We start from the raw sequence: 22,527 nt of genomic DNA on the forward strand, positions 1-22,527 counted from the left end.
ATCAGATCGGCGCTCTAATCCTCTGTTTCAACGCGCACCTTGTCCGAAAACCGTTTCACACTTTTCGGGATGCGCTCTCATACCGGGTTGTAAAAGTCCAAATTTGGACTATATTCCATTCTGGACGAATGGAGAAGGTCATGGCTCGGAACGCGGCGATGTTAAAGACAGGGATTGAAAAAGGACCCGATGTTCTCGATCCGGGCCGTTTCAAGCCATTGTCGCGCAAGCGGCTGAGCGCTCCCGGTCTGCGCACCTTTCTCGCCATTGCCGATCTCTGGGGGCTGGACGAGCAGCAGCGTCTGCTGGTGCTGGGTCTTCCATCCCGCTCAACCTATTACAACTGGGTCAAAGCCGTGCGCGAGCATCGCGATATCACGCTGGATGTTGATGTGCTGACGCGCCTGTCCGCCGTGCTCGGCATTCATCAGGCGCTGGGTGTTCTCTATTCCGATGAGATGGCGGGCGTGCGCTGGCTGACGACGCCCAATCGCGCAACGGTGTTTGGCGGTCTTGCGCCGCTGAGGCTGGTCACAGGCGGTACGCAGGATGGATTGCTGACTGTGCGGCGGTTTCTCGATGCGGCGCGTGGCGGCCACTTCATGGAGCCGAATGAAATCGACAGCGCCTTCACCCCTTATCGCGATTCCGACGTGGTGTTCTCGTGAGGCGCAACCCGGCCCCGCATCCAGGCTACCGACTTATTCCGTCGCGTTTTCCTCCTGTCGGACTTTTCGACACGGTGGCAACCGCTGCCGATCTGGAAGCCGTCATGGAACTGGCGGGCTGGACCAATGACCGGCTTCTGGTCGAGCGACTGCAAAGGCTGCCGCAGGAGGAATGGGTGTTCGGCAGGCCGAATTCCAGCATCGTCATGGCGACATTCCTGCATGTTGCGCCCGGCGGCATGCGGTTCAACGGGCCAGAGCTTGGCGCGTGGTATGCCGCTGCAAGCCTCACCACCTCCGTCGTGGAAGTCGCGCATCATATGCGCCGCGAAGCGGTCGCCACGGGGCGGGCGACACTTTCCCGGACATTCCGTGTCTATAGCGCGCGTCTAGAAGGCGATTTCGTCGATATATGCGGCGAGCAGACGGCAAGGCCGGACGTCTATGCGTCCGGCGATTACGGCGCATCGCAGCAATTCGGGGAGGCAATGCGCGCCGCTGGAGAAGACGGCATCCTGTTTGACAGCCTGCGCCATGAGGGCGGCATCAACATCGCCGCCTTTCGTCCCAGCCGCATTCTCGATGTTGTGCAGGGCGACCACTATGATGTGACGGTCGAGGCTTCATCGCAGAAAATTCAGGCGAAGAAGCTGTCTGGATAAGGCAGTTGTTACACCGCCCATTCCACATCGGTGGTGAAGGCGATGGTCAGCCAACGGTCCGGGCTTTCTTCACCCAGCGCATTACCGACTTCATCGCGCAAGGCGTCCCATTCTTCCAGCCGCCGGGGTGGCAGATTGGGTGGGACGATGAAGTAAAGTTCGATCTGCTTGCCGCGACCGACTTTCGCAACATAAGCGCGATAGGACACGAAGCCATGGCGCTTCACAATGTCCTGCGCCACGCTGTCGACATGCTGTTTGAGATCCGCAGGCGTGACCAGAAAAATGTCGGCCAGCGCCTGTTTGATCGTGCCGATGGGCATGGGGATGATGACGAGACAGACCACGGCCAGCGCGGTCGGATCGATATAGGGCGCTATCCAACCAAGCTCCGTTCCTTCGACGAGATAGCCGATCAGGAAGGCGATCAACAGCGCGGCGGTAATGCCGCCAGACATGATCCATGCCTTGGCGTCCAGCGCCACGAAATCCGATTTGATGTTGCGATTGGCGCGCATTTCAAACCAGGCCATGCCGAGGCAGGCAATCAATGCCACCACGGCATAGAAAATGGCATAGGTGAATTCGAGATGGCGACCGCCTTGCATGATTATGGCGATCGCATTGATGAGGGCATAGATTGCAACGCCGGTCAGCATGATGCCGTTGAGGCCGAGTACCATCGGTTCCAGATGCCAGAAACCCATGGTGAAACGTTCGCGCAATTTGCGGTTGGTCCGCTCCGGCAAGGCGGAAAGCGCAATCAGCCGCGATACGATGAGCGCCAGCCCGCTCATGGCCGCGTCGGCCAGCATGTAGACGCCGTCGAATACAATAGAGAATGAACCGGACAAAAGACCGAATACGACGCCGAAACCGGCGACAAGGAGAGTAACGCCTATCGAGACTTGAAGGACAGTTTGTTCACGGCGCAATTTTTACTCCAAATTCAATAGTCAAATCGGCGGTAAGGCGGGGAGGTTCGTTCGACATTTTTTCGCGATGCACAGGATGGAAAATATATACATCGAATGGATGAAACCGGCAAATTCCGGATGTTTTTATTGAAGAATCCTCTAACATGAAAGTTATCGCTTCGGCTTCCTGAAGCTTTCTGCGTGCTATAGTTCGCAAATGAAAAGAAGGGGTGTGTCTTGTCGATACGGATTGGCCAAAAATACGGACACCTCATTCACGGATGGAGCTGCGCTTGCCACAGCCCGCAGGCTTTGCAGCTGATGGCGCGGATGGAAAAGAAGCTGTCGCGTCGCAATTTGCTCAAGGCCGCCGCGGCCACACTCACCGTCTCGGCCCTCGGCCTGAGCGGCACGGCGATGGCGCAGACCAAAACACCGGCAAAGCCGGTTCTCCTGACCAATGTGAAGATTTTCGACGGCACAGACGCAAAGCTGATTGAGGGGCAGAACGTTCTGGTGGAAGGAAATTTCATCAAGGCGCTGGTCGGCGTGCAGGAAACGGTCGCAGACGCGGACGTTATCGATTGCGGCGGGCGCACGCTGATGCCGGGCATGATCGAAGCGCACTGGCACTCCATTCTGGCCGGAATTTCGCAGTTGGCGGCCATGACGGCCGATATTCCCTATGTGCATCTGGTCGCTGCGCAGGAAGCGGAGCGCACGGTGTTGCGCGGCTTCACAACGGTCCGCGATGTCGGCGGGCCGTCTTTCGCGCTCAAGCGGGTCATTGACGAGGGCGGCGTGGTTGGCCCGCGCATTTACCCATCGGGCGCGATGATTTCGCAAACCTCCGGTCATGGTGATTTTCGCATGCGCACCGATCTGCCGCGAAGCGCGCAGAGCGATCTGAGCGTTGCAGAACGGGCAGGCATTTCGGCCATTGCCGATGGCGAGGCGGAAGTGCTGCGCCGCGTGCGCGAGCAGCTGATGCTCGGTGCAAGCCAGATCAAGATCATGGGCGGCGGCGGCGTTTCTTCGTCCTACGACCCGATTGACGGCATCCAGTTCACCGAGGCCGAGACGAAGGCGGCTGTTGCCGCTGCCTCCGACTGGGGCACCTATGTCTGCATCCACACCTACACATCTGCCGGTATTCAACGTGCGCTGGATTGCGGTGTGAAATCCATCGAGCACGGCCAGCTTGCCGATGAGGAAACCGTCAAGCGCATGGCCGATGCCGATGCCTGGTGGAGCATCCAGCCATTTCTCGCTGACGAGGATGCCAATCCGAAGTCCGATCCGGTGCAGCGCCAGCAACAGCAGCAGATCTCCGACGGTACTGTGCGGGCCATCGAGCTTGGCCGTCAGTACAAGGTCAAGATGGCGCTCGGAACCGATATTCTGTTCAGCCCGAAGGGCACGGCGACGCAGGGCAAGCAACTCGCGAAATTTGCGCGCTGGTATGACAATGCGGAAGTGCTGCGCATGCTGACCAGCGGCAATGCCGATCTGGTCGCGCTGTCGGGGCCGCGCAATCCTTACCCGGCAAAGCTCGGTCGTATTGAAGCCGGGGCCTATGCCGATATTCTCGTGCTGGATGGCAATCCGCTTGAAGATATTTCATTGATTGCCGATCCGGACCGCACCATGAAGCTCATCATGAAGGATGGGCGCATTCACAAGAACACGCTTTCAGCTTGAGGGACGCATTTTGAATAGACTGAACACGTATGCTGTTGCCGTTGTCATGTCCCTTTGCGGCGCGCAGGCCGCAAGTGCTGCCGACGCGGTTGTCGTTCCGCCGGAAGCGCCTTCTGTCGTGGAGAGCCAGCGCTGGGCCTTGCAAATCACGCCCTATGTCTGGGCAGCCGGTCTCAAGGGAGACATTTCGCCCTTCCAGCGCGCACCGACCATCGGCGTCGAAAAGTCCTTTTCCGATGTGTTGAGCGATCTCAATTTCAGCGGCTTCGTCAATGTCTGGGGCCGCTACGACCGTTTCGTCGTCTCGGGCGACATGATGTATGTCGATACCACAGAAAGCCATGCCTATGGCAACCTGCCGCCGCTGCCGATCGCCATTCCATCGGGCACTGTCGTCAAGGGCGATGTGGACAGCAAGCAGTTCATGGCCACGCTGCAAGCCGGCTATCGCGTTGTCGACACACCGAAATTCACCCTTGATGCGCTGGGCGGCATCCGCTTCTGGCACATTTCCAACGATGTGACGGTCAGCGCACTCGGCCTGTCGCGCAGCTATGGCGAAAGCTTCAACTGGGTCGATCCGTTGGTGGGCACGCGGGCGCTTTTGCGTCTGACGGACAAGCTTTCCTTGCAGGCGCAGGCGGATATTGGCGGATTTGGCGCAGGTTCTGAATTGACCTGGTCGGTGCTTGGAACGGTCAATTATGTGCTCACAGATCACCTGTCGGTTTCGGCAGGTTATAAGGCGCTGCATGTCGATTACGACCGTGACGGCTATGTGTTCGATTCACGCCTCAACGGTCCTGTTCTGGGCGTGACCTACCGGTTCTAACCAGTGACGGACCGTTCGATTTCCGTGATAGCCAGTTCACGAGAATGAAATAGACGGCATTTTCCTGCCCCGATAGAAAGCGGCATAGTGTTTGGCGCGCCGGAGGAGTGGCGCATCAAATGCCGGATTTGGGAAAATTGCAGGAATAACATGCCGATCTATGAGCTGGCTGCCGCTGGCGCAGCAACGTGCTGGGCACTGACGGGCCTCATCTCCGCCTGGCCAGCCGGTCATCTGGGGGCGCTTGCCTTCAATCGCGTGCGGCAGGTGTTTGTCACGAGCCTGCTTGCCATCTATGTCATCGCGACTGGAAAATGGCAGCAGCTAAGCGGCGATGTTGTCTTGCCCCTGATGCTTTCCGGTTTCATCGGCATTTTCCTGGGCGATACTCTGCTCTTCATTACGCTGAACAGGCTTGGGCCGCGACGCTCCGGCATTCTCTTCGCCATGAATGCGCCAATGACGGCACTGCTCGGCTGGCTGGTGCTGGGCGAAACCCTGTCGCTGACCGCTGTGCTCGGCATTGTCATCACAGTTTTCGGGGTGTCGCTGGCGATTTTCTTCGGCAAGCGCGCAACGCAGCTGCATCCATGGGAAACGATCAAGGGATCGCTATGGGCGGGCATCGGCCTTGGCTTGTTGTCCGCGCTCGGTCAGGCAATCGGCTCGATCATTGCGCGTCCGGTGATGGAAACGGGCATTGACCCGTTTGTCGGGTCCATGTTGCGCGTTGGCACTGCCGCGATATGTCTGTCTATTCTGATGCAGTTGCCCTTCGCTGCCGTGAAGCCGCGTAATCCGCTCAACTGGCGGGTTGGGGCGATGACGGCGCTGACCGGTTTTCTGTCGCTCGGCATCGGCATGACTTTGCTGCTTTTCGCCTTGTCGGGCGGCAAAGCGGGCATTGTCTCGACCATATCGGCCACAACCCCTGTCATCATCTTGCCGCTGCTCTGGCTCAGGACGGGCGAGCGCCCAGCCGCGGGCGCGTGGCTTGGCGCGGCTTTTGCCGTCGTCGGCATGGCGCTCATCTTTATGCGTTGAGACGTCTTCCGCCTTTTAAGGCCGTTCGGCTTTGCTGCGCGCCATCCAGCGCTCACGGAAAGCGCGGCGACGCGAGCGCCAGCGTGGGCGCGGCAGCGGCTGACCGGATGTTTTGCTGCGCATCGCCGGTGGCGGCGACAGCAGGCGGATAATGAACAGAATGCAGACACCGATGGTGAACAGCCAGAACATTTCGTCGGTCAGATCGTTGATCATTGTCTCGTTCCAGCGGTTCGTCCGGCACTCAAGAACCTGAATATACGGCGTTGCATCATAGCTTCAGAAAAGAAAGACAGAGCACCGACCCAACGGAATCGGATCGGTGCTCTTCAGTAAAACAGATAGCTTCTGGCGAAACTAAGTCCAAGTCACGATAGCGTGCTTATTTGTAAAGCTGGCTATTGTGTCACGACCTTCGGCTTCAGGCGCAGGATAAGCGGCACGAGCACCAGTGCAACAGTTGGGAAAACCAGCCAGTTGATGGTTTCCCATCCGGAAGCATGCAGCAGCGATCCTGCAAAGAACGATGCACAGGCAACCGTGCCGAACATGATGAAATCATTGGCGCCCTGCGCCTTGCCGCGCTCGGCTGGCGTGTGGCAGTCGGTGACCATCGCCGTGGCGCCGATGAAGCCGAAATTCCAGCCGATGCCAAGCAGGATCAGCGCCATCCAGAAATGACCGACATCGAAGCCGCCGAGTGCAACGGCAGCTGCCCCGGCGATCAGGACCAGACCGAGTGCTGTGATCTTTTCCTTGCTGTAGCGGGCAATCAGCTTGCCGGTGAAAAAGCTTGGTCCGAACATGGCGAGCACATGCCATTGAATGCCAAGCGCTGCGTGATCGACCGAATGACCGTGGCCGACCATGGCGATAGGTGCCGCCGTCATCACGAATGTCATCAGGGCATAGGAGCAGACGCCTGCCGCCACCGACAGGATGAAGCGCGGCATTTTTAGAATTTCGATCAGAGGTCTTCCGGTGTCATTGCTGGCATTGGCCGCTTTGACAGTCTTGGGCGCGCGCAGCAGGGACAGTACCGGCAATGCGATGAGGCCCAGCACCGCCTGGCTGAGGAAACTGCCAGCGAACATGGCGTCGGGAATCGTGTCGCGGGTCCAGATCACCAGCTGCGGTCCGACGATTGCGGCGATGAGTCCGCCAACCATCACATAGGAAATTGCCTTGGCCTTCATACCGCCGCTGGCGGTGTCTGCGGCGGCGAAGCGATAGCTCTGCACATAGGCGGCATAGAGACCTGCTGTCAGCGTGCCAAGGCAGAAGATCAGGAATGATGCGGAGAAGATGCCAACGGCTGCGACAAGCCCCGCCGTCGCGCCGACAAGCGCGCCAATCATATAGGCATTGCGCCGTCCGAGCTGCCGCATCAGGAACGCGGCGGGCAAAGTGCCGAGTGCCAGTCCCAGATTGAACAGGCTGACGGGCAGAGTGACGAGGGCCGGATCGGACGACAATTTCTGCCCGACAAGGCCGCCGAGCGAGATGACGATAGGCGGACTGGACGCGCCGAGCGCCTGCGCCATCGTCAGGATAAGAATATTGCGACGAACGGACGAATTGTCGGTCATTTTTTCCCTCACACAACCACAAAGGAAACTAGCGTCATAGTTGTCCGCAGAATAGAGGAAAAATATTCCAAATCACCGAAGTTCGGTTTTCCCGCGCTTTGTCAGTGGCAGTCTTCAAAGCTTCATTGGACAGTCAAGCACGTGTCACGAAGCGTGCTTACCTATGCCGCAGGCTTAAGCGGTTTCCGTGAGGGTAAAATCGACTTAACCGCTCTCGCTTTTTACTTTTTAGCACGCCTCATCCGAAAGCCGCTTCGCACTTTTCGGGACGTGCTCTAACTCGGAACGGGGACATTCCATGCATCGGTATTTCGGCACGTCAACCATTCTCGCCAGCCTTCTGGCTTTCACCATTGTTCCGGCGTCTGCGGAGGAAAAAGCATTTCCGGCCACGCTGAAGGCCCATGCAATCCTGCCAGCCAACACGGTCATTGCAGCACCGGACGATGCGGCAGAGCATTTGAAGACTTCCGGCAAGTTCACGACCGCGGACCGCAAGCGCGCGGAAGGCATCGGTACGATTGAAGGCAAGGATGGCGTGCGCAAGACCGGTCTTTCACTGCCATTCGACGGCCAGCCTGTGCAGGGCTTTTCGGGCATCAAGACCATGGAAGACGGCAGCTTCTGGACGCTGTCGGACAATGGTTTCGGCACGAAGTTCAATTCGCCCGACGCCATGCTGATGCTGCACAATGTCAAGTTCGACTGGGACAACGGTAAGGTCGAGCGCTTGAAGACTCTGTTCCTCAGCGACCCGGACAAGAAAGCACCATTCCCGATTGTCATGGAAGGCGCGGAAAAACGATACCTGACTGGCGCGGATTTCGACGTGGAATCGATCCAGCCCGTGGCGGATGGCTTCTGGGTGGGCGAGGAATTCGGTCCGTTCCTGCTGAAGTTTGATACTGACGGTAAGCTGACCGACGTGTTTTCAACGCAGGTCGGTGAAACGCAAGTCGTCTCGCCGGATAATCCAAAGCTCGCTTTGCCTGCCAATCCGAGCCTCAAGCTTCCGGTTTACAATCTGAAGCGTTCTGGCGGCTTTGAAGGCCTTGCCATGTCGAAAGACGGCTCGAAGCTCTACGGTCTTCTCGAAGGTCCGCTTTTCGTCGATGGCGCACCGGAAAAGACCGAAAGCGGCAAGACTGGTCTGCGCATCATCGAGTTCAGCATCGCCGACAAGAAGTGGACGGGCCGTTCGTGGCTCTATCCTCTTGCCGATGGTGGCGAAGCGATTGGCGACTTCAACATGCTGGACGCCAGCACGGGGCTTGTCATCGAGCGTGATAATGGTGCAGGCGTTGCTGAAAAGGCCTGCGCCGATCCGAAGAAGCCGCAGCCGGATTGCTTCGATGTGCCGTCCAAGGTCAAGCGCATCTACAAGATTTCTTTCGATGACAGCAATGTCGGCAAGGAAGTGCGCAAGATCGGCTATATCGATCTGCTGACGATTGCAGACCCGGACAACAAGCGCCGTCAGGGTGGCCATGACGCTATTTACGACATGCCGTTCGTGACGATCGAGAATGTCGACCGCGTGGACGATACCCATATCATCGTCGGCAACGACAATAATCTGCCGTTCTCGGCAGGCCGTTCGCTCGACAAGGTCGATGACAATGAGTTCGTGCTGCTGGAAGTCGGCGAATTCCTGAAAGCCGAATAAGTCGGTTGATCCGTGATTGAAGAAAAGCCGCGAGATAATCTCGCGGCTTTTTTTTGGGGGGGGTACATCAACGGATGGTCAGATTTTAAGGGTCCGCATGGACTTCCACCACGGAATAGGCCGTTTCCGCAGGGGTATCGACCATGCCCTTGAAGTTGAGGAAGTGCTTGCCGTTCACCTCACCGTAATTGCCGGCATGGTTATGACCATTGAAATAGGCAACGAAATTGTCGAAGCCGGTGAGAAGCTCCACGACCCGTTCGGAGTCCCACATATTGTGCTCGTTGGCCGGAAAGACCGGATAGTGTCCCATAACGATCACTTTCTCACCGGCGGTCTGCGCCTTTTTCATGGTGTCGCCCAGCCATGCAAATTGTTGGTCACTGAGTGAGCCGTTCCAGCTCTGGGCGTTGGGCGCATTTTTAGCCTTTAGAGCTTCCAGCCGCTGGGCTGCGATTTCGCGACGCGGATCGTTTTTTGGCGGAGCGAAAAGGCTGACATCGTTGCCATCCAGAACGATGAAGCGATAGCCGCCGCCGGTAAAATCGTAATAAGCGTCCTGCATGCCGACGGTGCGGATAACGGAAGTCAGATATTCGGACGCAACACCAAAATCGTGGTTTCCAAGCAGAAAGAAATGGTCGTGATCAAGCTTGTCGTAAAGCGGCAGGACATGGTTGAAGCTCTCCCAGTGACGATCAATAATATCGCCCAGTGTCACCACAAATTGCAGGTCTTCCTTGTTGAAGGCTTCGATAGCCTCTGAAAGCTTCCATAGGCTGTTGGAATAATAGCGGTTCATCTGCAAGTTTGGCACGACTGGCGCGTATTGTGGGTCAGCAACGACGCCGAAGCGAAACAGCGGGCCCGATTGGGCGCTTGCGCTGGTGATGGCGAAGCCGGCAAATGGTATAGCCAGCGTGCCGACGGCACTCGCCATCAGAACATTACGACGGGTTATCATGTCAGTCTCCTGCCAGAATTGGCTCGTGTCTTGGGGCCCGCGAAGGCTACCCCTGGGCGATGACAGGTGCGTGACTGTGGATGGTTCGATTGCTGGGGCGGCAGTTTTTGCTGAAACGGCTCTATCTCTTTGTTTTTGCGTGTTATCCGACACAAAACCGCTTCGCACTTTTGTTGGAAATGCACTATGGTGCAGCAAAACTTCTATGGAGGAAGCCGTTGAGGATTTTCATTTTCGGCAGTGTGAATGTGGATGTCAGTGCGCGAATGGCGGCGTTGCCGCGTCCGGGGCAGACGGTGAATGCATCGGGCTACGGGATCGGTCTCGGTGGTAAGGGTGCCAATCAGGCTGTGGCTGTCGCCAAGCTCGGCGGCGATGTGCGCTTCGTCGGCGCAGTCGGCAATGACGCCTTCGGCGATCTTGCCGTCAAGCAGATGCAGGAATTCGGTCTCAACACCAACGGCGTGCGCGTGACCAGCGGTGTCGAGACAGGCATGGCGATCATTCAGGTCGATGAGGCGGGCCAGAACACGATTGCCGTTTGCGCGGGGGCCAATGCGCATTGGTCGGCAACCGATATCGACGCCCATGCCGCTGACATTGCCAAAGCGAAGATCACGTTGTTGCAGCGCGAAGTGCCGCACGAGGCCAATCTGGCGGTTGCGAAAGCCGTGCGTGCTTCAGGCGGTCAGGTGCTGTTCGACCCGGCTCCGGTTGGCGATGCCAGCCGCATGGCGGATCTGATTGCGCTTTGCGACATCATCTCGCCGAACGAGACCGAGGCCGCAGAAATCACCGGTATTGAGCCGACCGATCTGGCCTCGGCAGAAGCGGCAGCCCGCAACCTTCTGGAACGCGGCCCCAAAACCGTCATCCTCAAACTTGGCAGTCGCGGGGGGCTGCTGGTAACCGCAGACGAGGTCAGGCATTTCGAGCCGTTCAAGGTCAAGGTCGTAGATACGGTCGCGGCAGGCGACAGTTTCAATGGCGGTTTCGCGGTCGCTTATGCGGCAGGAAAATCGCTGCATGACTGCGTGCGCTTTGCGTCCGCCTCGGGTGCGATTGCGGTCACACGGGCAGGTGCAGGCGCGGCTGCGCCGACTGCAAGCGAAGTGGACGCACTGATCGCCAGCGCCTAAGTTTTCGTTGCAAATAAATAAGCCGCGCTGGCTGTACCAGCGCGGCTTATTTCATTTTAACGAGGGATCAGAGCGTCGCCAGACGTTCCGTCAGAAGGGCGAAGAAACCATCCGCATCGACATCCTTGATGAAGAATGCGTTCTTCGGGCGGTCGGTCACTTCCCACCAGTCGACAACCGTTTCGCCGATGGTCAGTTCCGAATTGATCTCGATTTCCACATTGCAATGACGACCGGAATAAAGCTCCGGCTTCAGCAGATAGGCGATGACATTCGGATCATGCAGCGGGCCGCCATCGGTGCCGTATTTCGCTTCGTCATAGCGCTCGAAGAATTCGAGCCATGCTGCGACTACTTCGCCGACATGGGTGCCGAGACCGCGAATGGCGGCAATGCGCTTCTCAGTGGTCAGCACCTTGTGGGTGACATCGAGCGGCAACATGGTGATCTGGATGCCGGATTTGAACACAACCGCTGCGGCATGCGGATCGACATAGATGTTGAACTCAGCCGAAGGCGTGATGTTGCCGCCTTCGAAATAGCCGCCGCCCATCAGCACGATTTCCTTGACGCGCTCGGCGATCTTCGGTTCGCGGATCAGCGCGGAGGCAATGTTGGTGAGCGGTCCAAGCGGGCAAAGCGTGACGGTGCCCGGTTCTTCCTTCATCAGCGTTTCGATGATGAAGTCAACGCCGTGCTGCGCTTGCAGCGGCATGGTCGGCTTGGGCAGGTCATAACCGTCGAGGCCGGTTTTGCCATGCACGTTTTCGGCGGTCACAAGCGGGCGCACCAGCGGGCGGATGGAGCCTGCAAACACCTTGGTATCCGGCTTCTTTGCCACTTCGCAGATGGTGCGCGCGTTGATTTCCGTGCGGGCCAGCGGCCCGTTACCTGCGACGGCGGTAATGCCGAGAATGTCCAGTTCCGGGCTTGCCAAGGCCAGCAGAATGGCGACGGCATCGTCCTGACCGGGATCGGTATCGATAATGATTTTACGGGCCATGATAGGTTTCCTGCGTTAAAGCTTTTCCAGCAAAAGTGTGAAGCGGTTTTGCGTTCGGAAAAGCGTGAAAAGATTTAAACTGCGTTGCGCGCTGCATCGACCGTCTGGTCGACAAGCGCTTCGAAAGAGATTTTCGCCGGGCGGCGCATATAGGTGACGATGTCGTCGGCCAGCAGCGGCTTCGACCAACGCTCTGCGATGATACGAGGGCCGTGCTGGATGGCGATCATGCTCAGGATCTGCGCAGCGTTGCAGTCGACGTCATGACCAATGCCGCACACGATTTCGAGCGTGCGGTCGAAATCGCCTTCGCCGAACCACAATGCGATGACCTGTGCCGCCGCATTCGGATAGACGTGAATCCAGTTATACTCGGCATATTCTGCATCGCATTTCGCCCATGCATCCTGCCAACTGGCTGCGGAATGGCAGGCATCGAGCGCGAAGGCCAGAACCGCGCCATATTCCGTTTCGGTTGAGAACAGCTTTATCGTCGAGACAAGCAGTTCGCGTGTGTCTTTTACGGCAAAAGCGCGGGCCGCCATGACGGCGTTGAACACCTCACCCAGAATGCCGTTACCGGCATGGGAAATCTCCGCGTCCATCCAGGCAAGCCGTGCGGCTTCGCGGGCGCGACCGGGCACAACCATGCCGCAAATAGTGCCGCGCATCTGCGCGCCGATCCATTCATCAAACGGATTGTCGGACGTGCCGGTTTCCGGCGGCGTCATGCCACGGCGCATATTGGAAAGCGCTATGGCTTCCGCCGACCAGCCAAGCGGGATCAGTGAAGTCCAGCGTTCGGCAATATCGCGGCTGGTGACGGCGGAACCCTTATCGCCAAAGGCTTCCAGAAAGGCGATTTCAAACGTGATGTCGTCATTATAGGTGTTCGGTTCGCGCACATAATCGCGGATCGGGCCGAACACTTCCATGATGTTTTCAGCCGTGTAGCCTTCGAGTGCGGTTCCAGCTGCCGCGCCCACAAGCTGCGCCATCCATGCGGCTGCGGTGCGGTCGCGGAAATCGTCGGATTGCACAGCATAGAGTACATCCTCCGGCCATTGAACGGCTGCGTCGAACTGCTCCCATGCGGTGTATCGCACTGTCTTCTGCGAGATATGGTTCGGGTCAGGCTGTGCCGCCCGCATCAGCACGCGCAGGCGCATGTCGATGCGGTAAAGCGTTTCGAAATCGCCGCGCTCAAGCGCCGTCAGCCCGTCGCGCAGAAGTTCTGCATAAGGCTCCAGCACATAGCCCTTGTTTTCGAGTGACTGCAGCGCGCCTGCCATCAGGCATTCAGGTGCAGCCGAACCGGGCACATTGCTTTTCCAGAACATGGCCATGAGATCGTCCTGCGCCTTCATGACGGCGCTCGCATCCCATGTCTGTTCTTCCGCGGTGCGCACCACGGGTTTGGTGTCGCGCAGCAGGTCGCGGGTCAGTTCCCAAGCCTTCATGTTCTTCTCATTTTCATGCATTTCAGGAGTTCTTCAATTGCCGTGCGCGCCGCTGCTTGCGGGCGGCATGGATCGTCAGCACGACCACCGGAACGAGATAGGGGATCATCTGCATCAGTTCGAATGGCAGTCCGAGACTTTGCAGCGTGATGGCGAGCGATTCCGCAGCAGCCAGCACAAGGCTTGCTGCAAGCGTGCCCCAGGCAGTTCCCTGTCCCATCACTTCGGCTGCAATCGCGATGAAGCCGCGACCGGCGGTCATGTTCTGGGCAAACCAGGTCACATAGCCAAGCGAGAGATAGGCACCCGCCGCACCACCGAAAATGCCGGAAAGCACCAGTGCCTGCATCTGCACACGCCCGACATGAATGCCCGCCGCCCGTGCCGATTTGGGATCAACACCGGTGGCGCGCAGATGCAGGCCGAAGCGGGTGCGCATCATCAGCAGGCTGACCGCCGGGACGGCCAGAAGGGCAGCAAAGGTCAGCACATGGATATTGCCGATGAAAGGCACTGGCAGGCTAGGCAGCGCGCCGCTTTTCAGCGCGCCCGACATGCCTTTGTCGCCAGTGGCAAGATAAAGGCCGAGTGTTGTTGCCGCTGCCGCCGCGATGTTAAGCGCAATGCCGGTCATGATGAGATCTGTGCCGAGACGGTTGACCGAAACCGACATGATCCATCCGAGAAGCGCGCCTGCAATCAACGCGGCCAAAAGGCCGATGGCCGGACTTCCTGTTGCCGCACTGGCCAGAACGGCGATGAGCGCCGCCACAAGCATCATGCCTTCCATGCCGATATTCAGAACACCGGCGCGGTCGGAAATCATTACGCCGAGCGCCGCCAGCAGAAGCGGCGTCGAAACGCGCAGGATCGTGCCGATGAAGGACGGATCGAGAATTTGGGCGAGAACGGTGCTCATGCGTGTTCTCCAATCTGTCGTTCCTGGGCCTGTTCGTCTTTGCGGTTACGCAAGTTGCGGATCACGCGCAGCACGGTCGGGTGATTATGGATGACGCTTGCCGTCGAACCCACCATGATGGCCGCCGTTACCAGCCCCACCACTTCGGTCGGGATATTCATGTTGCGGGCGAGAAGATCGCCGCCGACCTGAACGAAACCGAGGAACAAGGCTGCCGGGACCAGAAGGAACGGATTTTCGCGCGCCAGAATGGCGACGACCAGACCGGTCCAGCCATAACCCGGCAGATCGAGCCAAGAAAAGCGCGCATGCAGGCCCAGCACTTCCAGCGCACCTGCCATGCCCGCAACCAGACCGCCGACGATCTGCGCCCGCATGATGATGCCCTTGAGCGGCAGGCCGAGATGATTGGCGAAGCCGGGGCTGGAGCCTGCAATGCGGATGTTGAGGCCGGAACGCGTCCAGTAGAGCCAGATACCGCCTGCGATACAGGCGAGAATGGCGATGATCGAGCCGCTGTTGAGGCGTGTGCCCGCCAGCAGCCGGTCAAGCTTCGCCTCGGGCGGAATTTTCAACGACATCATGCCGCCCGCAGCCGGGTCGCGAATGACGTAATTGAGCACGAACAAGCCGAGAAACAGAAAGGCGTAGTTCAGCACCAGCGACGTCACCATTTCCGATGCGCCAAAGCGCAAGCGCAGTGCCGCCGGAATGGTGCAGGCAAAGCTGCCCGCAACCGCGCCGCACAGAATGGCGACAGGCAGCGAGAACCAGCCGAGCGACGGGATCAGCACAGCGCCGGTCACCGCGCCGAGCGCGCCCAGAAAGAAGCCGCTTTCTGCACCGAGATTGAACAGGCCGGAGCGGAACATGATGGTGATGGCAAGGCCGGTCAGCATGATCGGCGTCGCTGCTTCCACCATATTGCCCATGTGGCGGATACTGCCGAAGGGGCCGAGGAAAAACGTCTTCAGGATCGCCGCCGGGTCGTCCTGCATCAGCGCCAGCGGCACCAGCAGCACGGCCATGATGACGGCGATGACCAGCACGGTCAGGAAGAAGGGAACGAGGGAAGCCAGAATTCTATGCATCAGGCAGCCACCTTGGTTCCGAGCATGTAGGGGCCGAGCGTCGCAGGCGTGATGTCGGGCCCGTTTTCCAGATGAGCGACGATGCGCCCGTTGAAGAGCACGACAACCCGGTCGCTGAGGCGCAGCAATTCGTCGAGATCGGCGCTGACCAGCAGCACCGCGCAGCCGCCTTGCGCCACTTCGTCAATGCGGCGATGCAGGAAAGCCGCCGCCGAAACGTCGATGCCGCGTGTTGGCTGATCGGCGATGAGAAATTTCGGATTGGTTGCCAGTTCACGTGCGGCAATCAGTTTTTGCGCATTGCCGCCGGAAAGCGAATCGAGCCGCTCCGTAATCGCGCCTGCCCGCACCGAATAGCGCTTGATCATATCCTGCACGCGCGTCTTGATCGCGTTCCAGCGCAGGAAAGGACCTCTATCTGTATCGGGATTGTGATCGGTTCCGGCGATTGCATTTTCCGCCAGCGACAGGCCGGGCGCGCCGCCTTGCGAAAAGCGGTCGGCGGGAAGATAGGCGAGGCCCTTTTTGCGCCAGCTCGCCGTGTCGGCGCGCAGCATATTCGCGTCGTTGAGGCTGATGCTGCCGGTCGCAGCCTCGGCAAGACCAGACAGGACGGAGACGAGGCCGCGCTGGCCGCTGCCGTCCACACCTGCAACACCGACGATTTCGCCTGCGCCAATGGTGAGGTTGATATCGTTGATGCGGTCGGCAGGATCGGGCGCTTTGGTCGTCACGCCATTCATGGCGAGGACCGTTCTGGTCGGGCCGGTCTTGTGGGCGCGTTTTGGAATGTCGACCGCATGGCCCATGACCATCTGCATGATGGCGTCGTCCGGCACATCGGCAAGCTTTTCCGTGCCGCTAACGGCGCCAGCGCGCAGCACGGTGACGCTTTCCGCCAGCTCGCGCACTTCGTTCAGCTTGTGCGAAATGAAAAGAATGGTGATGCCGTCGTCGCGCAGGCTTTTCAGCCGTCGCATCAATTCCTCAATCTCCGGCGGAGAGAGAACGGCAGTTGGCTCGTCGAGGATCAGCAATCGGGTGCGGCGCGCCAGCGCCTTCAAAATTTCGACCTTCTGCTGTGCAGCCACGGACAGCGCGCCCGTGATCGCATCCGGGTCGGCATGCAGATCATATTGCTGCATCAGGTCATCGACCATTTTGCGCGCGGCAACACGGTCGATCAGTCCGGCCTTCACCGGCTCATGACCGAGAATGATGTTTTCCGTCACGGTCAGCGTCGGCACCAGCGAGAAATGCTGATGCACCATGCCGATGCCTTGTGCCGCGGCATCTTCCGGCGACCAGGACGCAATATGCTGGCCATCGATGACGATTTCTCCCGCCGTGGCATTCTCGATGCCGAACAGGATTTTCATGAGCGTCGATTTTCCCGCGCCGTTTTCACCGCAAATGGCATGGATCGATCCGGCGCGGATCGAAAACGACACGTCGCGCAGCGCGACGGTGCCGTTCGGATAGACCTTGCTCACATCGTGGAAGGCGACGATTGCATCGCCGCCTTCATGTTTTTCAGCTGGATTTGACACGATCAGGGACGAACCTTGTTGCGCATCGCATTGAGATCTTCGGTGCTGAGGCCAAAACCGGTCGGAACCGTGATCTTGCCTTCGGAAATCTCGTCGGAAGCCTTCTTGATGGCATCCTTGGTTTCCTGGCTGGCCATGCTGGCCATGTTGTCGTCTGTCACGATGCCGACCGCGCCTTCCTTCAGGCCGAGCGCTTCCGCCTTGCCGAAAGGCAGGTCGCCCGCCTTGAAGCGGTCATAGGCCTGCAAAAGGCTGACATCGACATTCTTGAGAACGGAGCTGACAACCTGCTTGGCAATGGCCGGGTCGCTGTCCTTGAAGATCGCTTCCTGATCGGAATCGACGCCGAGAACATATTTGCCGGTTTCCTTGGCCGCCGAAAGCTGGCCGAGGCCGGTCTGCGACGCAACCACAAAGCCGAGCGCCACATTGGAGCGATATTGTGCGAGGCCGAGTTCCTTGCCCTTGGCGGCATCCATGAAGGAACCGGCATAGGAAATGGCGATCTTCACATCCGGCGTGACCGACTGCGCACCGGCGATATAACCGGCGAGGAAGTCGTTGATGACGGGGATGTCCATGCCGCCGAGGAAGCCCAGATTCTTGCCCGTATCGCCGAGCTTGCCGTCTTTCAGCAGCGAGGCTGCCAGCATGCCGCCGAGATAGGAGCCTTCATTCTGCTTGTACTGGATCGAATAGACGTTGTCATAGCCGCCTTCCTCGTAAGGAACGCTGGCATCGTAGAGAACGTATTTCTTGTCCGGATACTGCTTTGCAACCGAGCCGACGGTTTCCGACATCTGGTAGGTGCCGCCGATGATCAGATCCCAATCCTGTTCGGAAGCGTCGAGGAAGACCGGCTCCCACTTGGTCGGATCGTCGCCGATTTCGAGGATCTTGGTCTCGACATCGTCGCCATATTTATCCTTGATCATCTTCATGCCCTTGGCGGCGGAATCAAAGAACGATTTGTCGCCGAGCGCGCCATTGATGATGAGCAGGATCTTGTCCTTGGCTTCCGCCGCCGTGGCGAAAGTGCCCATGGCCGTCGTGGCGGCAAGAGCAAAGGCAAGATGAATTATTCCCCGTCTGGTGGATTTGAGCACAACGCAACTCCAGTTTCTATGTTCAATGAGATGGTTTTTCCTTGCTCTGGCAAAATGCCACCCCGCAGAACCCCCATGCATGGTGCGATCAAACGATGACGGCTGGCGGGAGTCAATCTCCTTCGATTTGCGTCACTGTGGACAATAGGTTCCTGAAACGAAATGCATGGCTTCTGGAATGCAATTGGGTCCTGTAAGTTGCAGCCTGTGTTTTAGTGACGGAGTGGTCGTGAAGAAAATCGTTGGACTGGCAATTCTTGCATTTCTCGCGGCCTTTCCTGCCCATGCAGAGGACGACTGGAAGGCGATTGAAGAGGTCAAGCCTTACGCCATTACAGGACAGACCGGCATTGATCTCTATCGATCCATCGGCCAGCGCGGACCGAAGATCGGGATCGGACGGGTGATCGCCCATACGACCTATGTGCTGACCTGGGATCGCAAATTCGATCACAGCAACAATGCCTGCACGATCCTGGCTGCAAAACCGAAGCTGAAAATCACCTACACGCTGCCGAAACCGTCGGAAAAGCTGCCGTCGCCGGTGCGCGAAAACTGGGACGTTTTCATTGAAGGCATTCGCAAGCATGAGCTGGTGCATGGCGACAGCGCCAAGGACATGACGCGCGAAATCGTGCGCCGAACGGTCGGGCTTTCTGTGCCCAATGACCCGAAATGTCAGAAAATCCGCAAGGTGCTGATCAAGGAAATCACCGATCTGGTTGCCGTGCAGCGCGCGCATGGCCGTGATTTCGACCGTGTCGAGATGGGCAATGGCGGCAATGTGCAGCAGCTTGTGCTCGCGCTGGTGAATGGCGGTTAATCAGAGATCCATGATGTCACGCCGATCCTCGGCGATCAGCTTGCGTATCTGTTGCACGATCTGGTCACCATGGGCCTTGCCCAGCAGGTCGGCGGTTTCGACATCCTGCTCCTCGATGGCGCGGATCATGTCCTCGTGTTCCGTCACATATTGTTCCGGCAACTGGTCCGAGAAGGACGAATAATAAAGGCGCAGCAGGCGGCGACCTTCATCGAGAAGGCGCGCGAAAAAACTCGTATAGAACGGGTTGCGCCCGGCTTCGGCAATCGCCGCGTGAAAATCGCGATTGGTCGAGATCATGTCCAGTGCATTCTGGGCGCGTACGGCCTTGGCAAAATCTTCCTGATGGGCGCGAATGATCTTGAGGTCGGCTTTGGTGCGGTGACGCGCAGCAAGCCGCGTCGTGACGCGATACATCAGCGTGATCGCGTCGAAAAAGGCGGGCAGGCTTAAAAAGTCGATATTGGATACCACCGTCGAGCGGTTGGGCAGTGTCGTCACAAAGCCGTCGCTGGCAAGCCTGACCAGCGCTTCGCGGATTGGCGTGCGGGACATGGCAAAGCGTTCCGCCAGCTGGTTCTCGTCAATGGGGCTGCCAGGCGCGAGCGAAAGATCGATGATTTCATCGCGCAGCACATCATAGACCATCTTGACGCCCGAGCCCTTCTTGCGGTCGGCTGATTGGTTCGCCGATTGGCTGGATGGTGCTTTGCTCATGGCGTGTCCTTTTATTGAAAGGGGCAGGGCGGGAAGAGCGGGGAGGCATGCTTTCGCGCGCGCTATCCTTTGTGATGGTGATTAGATCGTAGTTGCAATTGAAATTTTAGTCGACAAGAAAAATACATTGTGTATATTTGTTTTCATACAAGGCTTGCTGAAGCCGGTTGTAGACACTGGTTGATTGAAAAACGCGTTGAAGAGATTCAAGGACAGGACCATGACTTCTGATATTTTTTCCGGCTGCATCCCCGCACTCATGACGCCATGCAAGCCAGACCGCTCGCCGGATTTCGATGCGCTGGTGCGCAAGGGCAAGGAACTGATCGCCGCTGGCATGTCTGCTGTCGTTTATTGCGGCTCGATGGGTGACTGGCCGCTTCTCACCGACGAACAGCGCATGGTTGGCGTTGAGGCGCTTGCGAAGGCTGGTGTGCCTGTGGTCGTCGGCACCGGCGCCGTCAACACCGCCTCGGCTGCCGCTCATGCTGCCCACGCCCAGAAAGTTGGCGCGAAGGGCCTGATGGTTATCCCGCGTGTTCTGTCGCGCGGCTCGTCGATCTCGGCTCAGAAGGCGCATTTCAAGGCCATTCTGGCGGCTGCGCCCGATCTTCCGGCTGTGATTTACAACAGCCCTTATTATGGCTTTGCAACCCGCGCCGATCTTTTCTTCGCGCTGCGCGCCGAGCATCCGAACCTGATCGGTTTCAAGGAATTCGGTGGTGCGGAAGCCATGCGCTATGCTGCTGAAAACATCACCAGCGCCGATGATGATGTGACCCTGATGGTTGGCGTCGACACCGGCGTGTTCCACGGCTTCGTCAATTGCGGCGCCAAGGGTGCGATCACCGGTATCGGCAATGTGCTGCCGAAGGAAGTTCAGCATCTGGTTTCGCTGTCGAAGGCTGCCGCTGCCGGCGATGTTGAAGCCCGCGTCGCTGCGCTTGAACTGGAAGCCGCGCTCGGCGTGCTGTCATCCTTCGATGAAGGCCCAGACCTTGTTCTGTTCTACAAGCATATGATGGTCGTCACCGGAAACCCGGAATACGAACTGCATTTCAATGAAACGGACAAGCTTTCCGATGCCCAGCGCGGTTATTGCGAAGCACAGCTGAAACTGTTCCAGACCTGGTATGCAGCCTGGATCAAGCAGGGCGGCGTTGTCGCGAAATACGCAGCCTGAATGTTGTAGATCCGCAAATAAAAAACCCCGCCAAATGGCGGGGTTTTTGTTTGGCTGAAATTCGAAATTAGGCGATGGCGTCGAGGCCTTTCTGACGCAGCATTTCGAGGTGATCCATTTCCGACTGGGTGAGTGAAATGCCCTTTGAGAGCGATTCACGGCGGGCGGCGAAACGGCGCTGCGACGGAAGACGGGCGCCCTGACCGGCGATGGCTTCAAGCAGAATTTCGCCGTGCTGGATTGGATTGAGGCGTCCGCCAGCCATGCGCGTCGGGTCGAATGCGAGGACTAGCTCGCCATGGCGCGGCGCAATCGTCGTGGTGCCAAGATAGGCGAGAGCCTCCGGGCTGCTGAAGTCGCCGATCATGGAACCAGCCAGCAGTTCGATCATGGTCGAGATGGCAGAACCCTTGTGCTGGCCGAAGGGCAGCATCGCGCCTGCAAGGGCGGCTTCCGGATCGGTGGTCGGTTTGCCGTCGGCATCGACAGCCCAGCCTTCCGGCAATTGCTTGCCAGCGCGGCGGTAAAGCTCCAGTTCGCCGCGCGCGGCAACGCTGGTTGCAAAATCGAACACATAGGGGTTTTCGCCCGGGCGCGGCCAGCCGAAAGCAAACGGGTTGGTCCCGAGAAGCGGCTTGGTGCCACCCGCAGGCGCAACGGTCGCATAGCTCGGGCACATGGCCATGGCGGCGAGGCCTTCATCGGCCAGCGCTTCCACTTCCGGCCACAGGGCGGCGAAATGGGTGCAATCATTGATGACGAGAGCGGCCAAACCGAGCTTGCGCGCCCGTTCAATCAGCGCGGGTTTGCCGGTTTCGAAAGCGAGATTGGCAAAGCCGCCATGGGCTTCGACGCGCACAACTGCGCTGTCGTCCACGGTCAGCACCGGCACGGCGTCGGTGACTACCTTGCCGCTTTTGACGGTGCGCAGGCAGCCTTCGATGCGGTAAATGCCATGCGATTTGCAGCCGTCGCGCTCTGCCGCCACGATGGTGCGCGCGATCGCGCTTGCATGGGCGTCGCTGAATTTGGCGTTGCGGAGGGTGTCCTTCACGAGTTCGAACAGTTCATCGACCGTAATCAGGATGGCGTCGCTCATCGTGATGTCCTTTCATGCAGCAAAACCAGCAAAAATCGTTCTCCTGTGCATAAGGGCTGCATACACAGAAGTCATCCGAAATTGTGGTTCTGCGTCTCATGAAAGAGAACGACATTATGCATGCAAGGCATCACCTGCCCGAAGACAGATTTTGCCTTGCCAGCTTAACAAAGATCATTTGCGACCGACTTCAAGATAGGTAATGCCGAACACGACAACAGGCATGGCGGCAATCATTCCAAACGCAATCCAATGGAGCCACTGCATAGGGTGGTCCTCCGTTGTTGTGATGATGGATAAAGTGGACGGTAAAGGCCTCCGCCTCACATCAACCAGAGTGTGACTGCCGCAGCGATCACGAATGCGGCGGCAAAACTGCTTTCCAGTCTGTAGT

The 22,527-nt window shown here is 58.4% G+C and carries 21 protein-coding genes; 9 read left to right on the top strand and 12 right to left on the bottom strand.

The window, feature by feature from the left end; genetic code table 11:
- The first annotated feature begins 140 nt into the window (after positions 1–140).
- Together ACTJKP_RS05535 and ACTJKP_RS05540 are read left to right on the top strand one after the other, a co-directional pair.
- Entirely contained in the window at positions 141–668 is a 528-nt protein-coding gene (locus ACTJKP_RS05535; protein ID WP_440629963.1) for an MbcA/ParS/Xre antitoxin family protein, read from the top strand.
- Positions 665–1,330, top strand: a complete 666-nt coding sequence (locus ACTJKP_RS05540; protein WP_440629964.1) for an RES family NAD+ phosphorylase — start codon at positions 665–667, stop codon at positions 1,328–1,330. The genes ACTJKP_RS05535 and ACTJKP_RS05540 overlap by 4 nt, the downstream gene beginning before the upstream one ends.
- A gap of 8 nt (positions 1,331–1,338) precedes the next feature.
- Here ACTJKP_RS05540 and ACTJKP_RS05545 read toward each other — a convergent pair whose 3' ends face one another.
- Positions 1,339–2,265 carry a cation diffusion facilitator family transporter gene (locus ACTJKP_RS05545; protein WP_078339017.1) on the bottom strand — a complete coding sequence of 309 codons (927 nt, stop codon included), beginning with the start codon at positions 2,263–2,265 and terminating at the stop codon, positions 1,339–1,341.
- A gap of 219 nt (positions 2,266–2,484) precedes the next feature.
- Between ACTJKP_RS05545 and ACTJKP_RS05550 the strand changes: the two genes are divergently transcribed.
- From ACTJKP_RS05550 to ACTJKP_RS05560, 3 genes are all read left to right on the top strand, one after another.
- On the top strand, positions 2,485–3,948 hold the full coding sequence (locus ACTJKP_RS05550; RefSeq protein ID WP_440629965.1) for an amidohydrolase family protein: 1,464 nt from the start codon (positions 2,485–2,487) through the stop codon (positions 3,946–3,948).
- Between the two features lie 46 nt (positions 3,949–3,994).
- Positions 3,995–4,780 carry a hypothetical protein gene (locus ACTJKP_RS05555; RefSeq protein WP_440630130.1) on the top strand — a complete coding sequence of 262 codons (786 nt, stop codon included), beginning with the start codon at positions 3,995–3,997 and terminating at the stop codon, positions 4,778–4,780.
- A gap of 150 nt (positions 4,781–4,930) precedes the next feature.
- Positions 4,931–5,824 carry a DMT family transporter gene (locus ACTJKP_RS05560; protein ID WP_138783431.1) on the top strand — a complete coding sequence of 298 codons (894 nt, stop codon included), beginning with the start codon at positions 4,931–4,933 and terminating at the stop codon, positions 5,822–5,824.
- Positions 5,825–5,839: 15 nt separating this feature from the next.
- On the opposite strand, the gene ACTJKP_RS05565 is transcribed toward ACTJKP_RS05560, so the two are convergent.
- On the bottom strand, positions 5,840–6,040 hold the full coding sequence (locus ACTJKP_RS05565) for a hypothetical protein (RefSeq protein WP_078339015.1): 201 nt from the start codon (positions 6,038–6,040) through the stop codon (positions 5,840–5,842).
- 182 nt (positions 6,041–6,222) lie between these two features.
- Positions 6,223–7,413 (bottom strand): MFS transporter, encoded by a 1,191-nt coding sequence (locus ACTJKP_RS05570; protein WP_440629966.1) that lies wholly within the window; start codon positions 7,411–7,413, stop codon positions 6,223–6,225.
- Positions 7,414–7,711: 298 nt separating this feature from the next.
- Between ACTJKP_RS05570 and ACTJKP_RS05575 the strand changes: the two genes are divergently transcribed.
- On the top strand, positions 7,712–9,079 hold the full coding sequence (locus tag ACTJKP_RS05575) for an esterase-like activity of phytase family protein (protein WP_440629967.1): 1,368 nt from the start codon (positions 7,712–7,714) through the stop codon (positions 9,077–9,079).
- Between the two features lie 85 nt (positions 9,080–9,164).
- On the opposite strand, the gene ACTJKP_RS05580 is transcribed toward ACTJKP_RS05575, so the two are convergent.
- The gene (locus tag ACTJKP_RS05580) at positions 9,165–10,019 is read right to left on the bottom strand and encodes a metallophosphoesterase (RefSeq protein ID WP_440630131.1); all 855 of its coding nucleotides are present in this window, start codon (positions 10,017–10,019) and stop codon (positions 9,165–9,167) included.
- A 203-nt stretch (positions 10,020–10,222) separates the two neighbouring features.
- Between ACTJKP_RS05580 and rbsK the strand changes: the two genes are divergently transcribed.
- Entirely contained in the window at positions 10,223–11,182 is a 960-nt protein-coding gene (gene rbsK / locus ACTJKP_RS05585) for a ribokinase (protein ID WP_440630132.1), read from the top strand.
- A 67-nt stretch (positions 11,183–11,249) separates the two neighbouring features.
- Here the strand turns inward: rbsK and ACTJKP_RS05590 are convergent, their stop codons facing one another.
- From ACTJKP_RS05590 to ACTJKP_RS05615, 6 genes are all read right to left on the bottom strand, one after another.
- Positions 11,250–12,185 (bottom strand): nucleoside hydrolase, encoded by a 936-nt coding sequence (locus ACTJKP_RS05590; protein ID WP_440629968.1) that lies wholly within the window; start codon positions 12,183–12,185, stop codon positions 11,250–11,252.
- Between the two features lie 74 nt (positions 12,186–12,259).
- On the bottom strand, positions 12,260–13,645 hold the full coding sequence (locus tag ACTJKP_RS05595) for an ADP-ribosylglycohydrolase family protein (protein ID WP_440629969.1): 1,386 nt from the start codon (positions 13,643–13,645) through the stop codon (positions 12,260–12,262).
- A 22-nt stretch (positions 13,646–13,667) separates the two neighbouring features.
- Positions 13,668–14,564 (bottom strand): ABC transporter permease, encoded by an 897-nt coding sequence (locus ACTJKP_RS05600; protein ID WP_151588842.1) that lies wholly within the window; start codon positions 14,562–14,564, stop codon positions 13,668–13,670.
- Positions 14,561–15,655: an ABC transporter permease gene (locus ACTJKP_RS05605; RefSeq protein ID WP_440629970.1), complete on the bottom strand. Its 1,095-nt coding sequence runs from the start codon at positions 15,653–15,655 to the stop codon at positions 14,561–14,563. Before ACTJKP_RS05605 ends, ACTJKP_RS05600 begins: the two co-directional genes overlap by 4 nt.
- Positions 15,655–17,205, bottom strand: a complete 1,551-nt coding sequence (locus ACTJKP_RS05610) for an ABC transporter ATP-binding protein (RefSeq protein WP_440629971.1) — start codon at positions 17,203–17,205, stop codon at positions 15,655–15,657. Before ACTJKP_RS05610 ends, ACTJKP_RS05605 begins: the two co-directional genes overlap by 1 nt.
- Positions 17,206–17,207: 2 nt before the next feature.
- Positions 17,208–18,311 carry a BMP family ABC transporter substrate-binding protein gene (locus ACTJKP_RS05615; RefSeq protein WP_440629972.1) on the bottom strand — a complete coding sequence of 368 codons (1,104 nt, stop codon included), beginning with the start codon at positions 18,309–18,311 and terminating at the stop codon, positions 17,208–17,210.
- A 229-nt stretch (positions 18,312–18,540) separates the two neighbouring features.
- On the opposite strand from ACTJKP_RS05615, the gene ACTJKP_RS05620 reads away from it, so the two are divergent.
- Positions 18,541–19,134, top strand: a complete 594-nt coding sequence (locus tag ACTJKP_RS05620) for a DUF922 domain-containing Zn-dependent protease (protein WP_440629973.1) — start codon at positions 18,541–18,543, stop codon at positions 19,132–19,134.
- On the opposite strand, the gene ACTJKP_RS05625 is transcribed toward ACTJKP_RS05620, so the two are convergent.
- On the bottom strand, positions 19,135–19,851 hold the full coding sequence (locus tag ACTJKP_RS05625; protein ID WP_440629974.1) for a GntR family transcriptional regulator: 717 nt from the start codon (positions 19,849–19,851) through the stop codon (positions 19,135–19,137).
- A gap of 220 nt (positions 19,852–20,071) precedes the next feature.
- Between ACTJKP_RS05625 and ACTJKP_RS05630 the strand changes: the two genes are divergently transcribed.
- Positions 20,072–21,034, top strand: coding sequence for a dihydrodipicolinate synthase family protein (locus ACTJKP_RS05630; RefSeq protein ID WP_440629975.1), 963 nt, complete (start codon positions 20,072–20,074; stop codon positions 21,032–21,034).
- A gap of 67 nt (positions 21,035–21,101) precedes the next feature.
- On the opposite strand, the gene ACTJKP_RS05635 is transcribed toward ACTJKP_RS05630, so the two are convergent.
- A complete protein-coding gene (locus tag ACTJKP_RS05635; protein ID WP_138783443.1) occupies positions 21,102–22,133 on the bottom strand; it encodes an Ldh family oxidoreductase in 1,032 nt (343 codons plus the stop codon).
- Between the last annotated feature and the right edge of the window lie 394 nt (positions 22,134–22,527).

This window comes from Brucella sp. 22210, from assembly GCF_052045675.1.
Classification (GTDB): domain Bacteria; phylum Pseudomonadota; class Alphaproteobacteria; order Rhizobiales; family Rhizobiaceae; genus Brucella.

What these genes read in the sequence shown, in the direction of transcription:
- ACTJKP_RS05535 (WP_440629963.1), top strand. Translation starts at nt 141, where the DNA reads ATGGCTCGGAACGCGGCGATGTTAAAGACAGGGATTGAAAAAGGACCC.
- ACTJKP_RS05555 (WP_440630130.1), top strand. Translation starts at nt 3,995, where the DNA reads ATGTCCCTTTGCGGCGCGCAGGCCGCAAGTGCTGCCGACGCGGTTGTC.
- ACTJKP_RS05560 (WP_138783431.1), top strand. Translation starts at nt 4,931, where the DNA reads ATGCCGATCTATGAGCTGGCTGCCGCTGGCGCAGCAACGTGCTGGGCA.
- ACTJKP_RS05565 (WP_078339015.1), bottom strand. Translation starts at nt 6,040, where the DNA reads ATGATCAACGATCTGACCGACGAAATGTTCTGGCTGTTCACCATCGGT.
- ACTJKP_RS05570 (WP_440629966.1), bottom strand. Translation starts at nt 7,413, where the DNA reads ATGACCGACAATTCGTCCGTTCGTCGCAATATTCTTATCCTGACGATG.
- ACTJKP_RS05575 (WP_440629967.1), top strand. Translation starts at nt 7,712, where the DNA reads ATGCATCGGTATTTCGGCACGTCAACCATTCTCGCCAGCCTTCTGGCT.
- ACTJKP_RS05580 (WP_440630131.1), bottom strand. Translation starts at nt 10,019, where the DNA reads ATGGCGAGTGCCGTCGGCACGCTGGCTATACCATTTGCCGGCTTCGCC.
- rbsK (WP_440630132.1), top strand. Translation starts at nt 10,223, where the DNA reads ATGCACTATGGTGCAGCAAAACTTCTATGGAGGAAGCCGTTGAGGATT.
- ACTJKP_RS05590 (WP_440629968.1), bottom strand. Translation starts at nt 12,185, where the DNA reads ATGGCCCGTAAAATCATTATCGATACCGATCCCGGTCAGGACGATGCC.
- ACTJKP_RS05595 (WP_440629969.1), bottom strand. Translation starts at nt 13,645, where the DNA reads ATGAAGGCTTGGGAACTGACCCGCGACCTGCTGCGCGACACCAAACCC.
- ACTJKP_RS05600 (WP_151588842.1), bottom strand. Translation starts at nt 14,564, where the DNA reads ATGAGCACCGTTCTCGCCCAAATTCTCGATCCGTCCTTCATCGGCACG.
- ACTJKP_RS05605 (WP_440629970.1), bottom strand. Translation starts at nt 15,655, where the DNA reads ATGCATAGAATTCTGGCTTCCCTCGTTCCCTTCTTCCTGACCGTGCTG.
- ACTJKP_RS05625 (WP_440629974.1), bottom strand. Translation starts at nt 19,851, where the DNA reads ATGAGCAAAGCACCATCCAGCCAATCGGCGAACCAATCAGCCGACCGC.
- ACTJKP_RS05630 (WP_440629975.1), top strand. Translation starts at nt 20,072, where the DNA reads ATGACTTCTGATATTTTTTCCGGCTGCATCCCCGCACTCATGACGCCA.
- ACTJKP_RS05635 (WP_138783443.1), bottom strand. Translation starts at nt 22,133, where the DNA reads ATGAGCGACGCCATCCTGATTACGGTCGATGAACTGTTCGAACTCGTG.